3 protein-coding genes are annotated in these 2,690 nt (G+C 55.9%); 2 read left to right on the top strand and 1 reads right to left on the bottom strand.

The genetic code is table 11. The features are described from left to right. The coding region (locus OGW13_RS25765) for an autotransporter outer membrane beta-barrel domain-containing protein (RefSeq protein WP_353622487.1) at nucleotides 1–114 on the top strand (114 nt) is incomplete at its 5' end. 128 nt (nucleotides 115–242) lie between these two features. Beyond that, a complete protein-coding gene (locus OGW13_RS17805) occupies nucleotides 243–875 on the top strand; it encodes a LysE family transporter (RefSeq protein ID WP_044258897.1) in 633 nt (210 codons plus the stop codon). Nucleotides 876–996: 121 nt separating this feature from the next. Here OGW13_RS17805 and OGW13_RS17800 read toward each other — a convergent pair. Then, a partial coding sequence (locus OGW13_RS17800) for an autotransporter outer membrane beta-barrel domain-containing protein (RefSeq protein ID WP_287116333.1) occupies nucleotides 997–2,690 on the bottom strand: 1,694 nt, incomplete at its 5' end.

The following is a 2,690-nucleotide window of genomic DNA, read 5'->3' as shown; positions in this document are numbered from 1 at the left end:
GTTGAAGGCCAGCTTAGCCAGCGTCTGCAACTGTGGGGCAACGTCGCCCAGCAAATTGGCGACAACGGCTACAGCGATACGCAGGGAATGTTAGGACTGAAATACAGCTTCTGACTTTCTACCACCCGTGGTAACACGGGTGGTTTTCTTCCCTCGCCTCCCTTTGTGATCCCATTCGCATCCCTCAGATTTTGTTGTAAATAAGATGGAGTGACGTTATCCAGCTCAGGGAAATGTGGTTTATGGAACCTCTACATGCGGTTTTCCTCACCGTCAGCCTGTTCGTGTTAACCTTCTTCAACCCCGGCGCCAATCTGTTTGTGGTCGTGCAAACCAGTCTGGCCTCCGGACGGCGTGCAGGTGTATTAACCGGTCTGGGCGTTGCGTCAGGTGACGCTATCTATTCCGGGCTGGGGCTGTTTGGCATGGCGACGCTGATCACCCAGTGCGAGGCGGTTTTTTCGGTGATCAAAATTGGCGGCGGCGCGTATCTGCTGTGGTTTGCCTGGAACAGTATGCGTCACCAGGCCACACCGCAGATGCCAACGCTGCAGCAACCCGTTAGCGCGCCATGGACCGTGTTCTTTCGTCGTGGCTTACTGACCGATCTGTCAAATCCGCAAACCGTCCTGTTTTTTATCAGTATCTTCTCCGTTACGCTGAGTGCCGACACACCCATGTGGGCAAGGATGATGGCCTGGGCCGGGATTGTGCTCTCTTCGGTTATCTGGCGCGTCTTTCTAAGCCAGGCCTTTTCGTTGCCTGCCGTGCGTCGGGCATACGGCAGAATACAGCGCGTCGCCAGTCGCATCATCGGCGCGATAATTGGCCTGCTGGCGTTACGTTTAATTTATGAAGGGATTACGCATCGGTAACATACTGTTTAGAGAGAGGATTTCATGCCCATACTGCCGGATGGCGATGCGTTGCGCCTTATCCGGCCTACAGGTTTTTTGCCTGGCCGGGTAAAGCGAAACCGCCTCCCGGCACTTTGCATCAGAACGACGCTTTAACACCGATCATCGCTGAAGTGTCGCTGTAGCCGTTGTTACCAACTTGCTGTGCGACGTTGCCCCACAGGGCGACGTTCTTCGTCAACTGGCCTTCAACCCCGGCTTTCAGTTCGCCAATATTGCGGGCGCCTTTCAGATTCACATTTTCACCGTTCATTGCGACGCCAAAGTCTTTGCTGTTGTGGATCCAGTTGGCTTCGACAAACGGCTGGAAGGTATGGTCTTTGCCGTCGTCCAGTGTGTTGTGGCCCTTGCCGAACAGACGGACGCCGACGCGTGTCTGGATGTTGCCATCGCCGTTACCTTCAACGCGGGTACCGTTAACTTCTTTGTGCTCATCTGCCTTCACGCCCATCCAGGTGATCTGGGCTTTTGGCTGAATATACAGCGCGTTACGCTCGCTGAGTTCGGCCAGTTTCCAGGTGTAGCCGGATTCAACAGAGGCGGTGAAGCCCTTAGAATCATACTCTTCAGATTCGACGTCACGACCAGAAACGGTGTTATCAAACCAGCTGTACTGCGCCCAGCTATCGACATACGCGCCTTCGTGCGTCGCGTTGTCCTGCAGCCAGGTGCCGTACAAACCAACGCTGTAACCACTGATGCGGCTGTCGGCCCGGTTACCGTTACGCTGGTTTTCGGCACGCGCTTTCTGGTTCGCATAACCGGCCATCAGACCCAGATGGTAGCGGTCAGTGTTGTCCGAAGACCACTGCGCAATGTCGCCGCCCAGTTGCATGACATAACGGTTGGCCTGCATATCCAGTTGACTACTGCTGTCTTTCTGACGGGTATGACCGCCCACGTTACGCAGCCACATACTGGTGACGGCTTCTTTGCCGGTCAGCGCGTCCACGTAATGCGTTTCGCCCAGACGATCCTGCAAACGGGTATTGAACAGCGTGTTCGCCGCCTGCAGGTTCATGCCGTACAGACCGGCTTCCGGACGCACCGCGTGTTCGCGCGGCGTCGGAGTTGGCGGCTGCGGATCGGTAGGATTCAGAGGATCCAGCGGAGTAACCGGAGACAGGGCGCTGCTCAGATACCAGTTTTTATTATTCTCGCCTTCACCGCGATGCAGGGTGTAGTCATACGCACCGGCCACGATACGGCCATTTTGTTTAAACACACCGTCAGAATTGCCGCCAACGCTAATCAGTTCGATGCCCGACGTCGTCAGACCGCCCGCGCCCCCGGCGTTCAGTACTTTAACGTTCGTGGTGCCGGAGGTGTTGCCCGCAACGATCATCCGGTCAGTCGGTGAGCTGTCATCGCCCAGTTGGGTGTTCATCACGAGATTACCGTTAGTGCCTGTGTAATCACCGTCCACTGTCAGGGTTTTGAAGCTCGCGGTATCACGCGTCAGCATACGACGCTTTGTGGCGGCTGGCATAAAGGTCAGCGTGGAGTCATTCAGCGTCAGGTTGGTGAGCTGAGAACTTTTGGTCATGTTCCAGGCCGAGCCGTCGGCCAGCGACAGGTTATTCACTGCATTGCCGCTGGTGACCATCCCGCCGACGAAACGCGACTGGTTAATCGCATTCACATCAACCACGGCGGAATCCAGGGCTTCAATCGTCCCGACAACGTCGATTTTCTGCGGGTTAATCGTCACGCGGGAGTCGGCGTTTTCCGCCAGAATGGCAGTGGCATCCGGGTCGTTGTAGTTAACCCCCA

This window comes from Citrobacter sp. Ca225, assembly GCF_030337175.1.
In the GTDB taxonomy this organism is placed as follows: domain Bacteria; phylum Pseudomonadota; class Gammaproteobacteria; order Enterobacterales; family Enterobacteriaceae; genus Citrobacter_A; species Citrobacter_A amalonaticus.
Note: the sequence above shows the minus strand (reverse complement) of the source record. Positions and strands in the feature narration are given on the sequence as shown.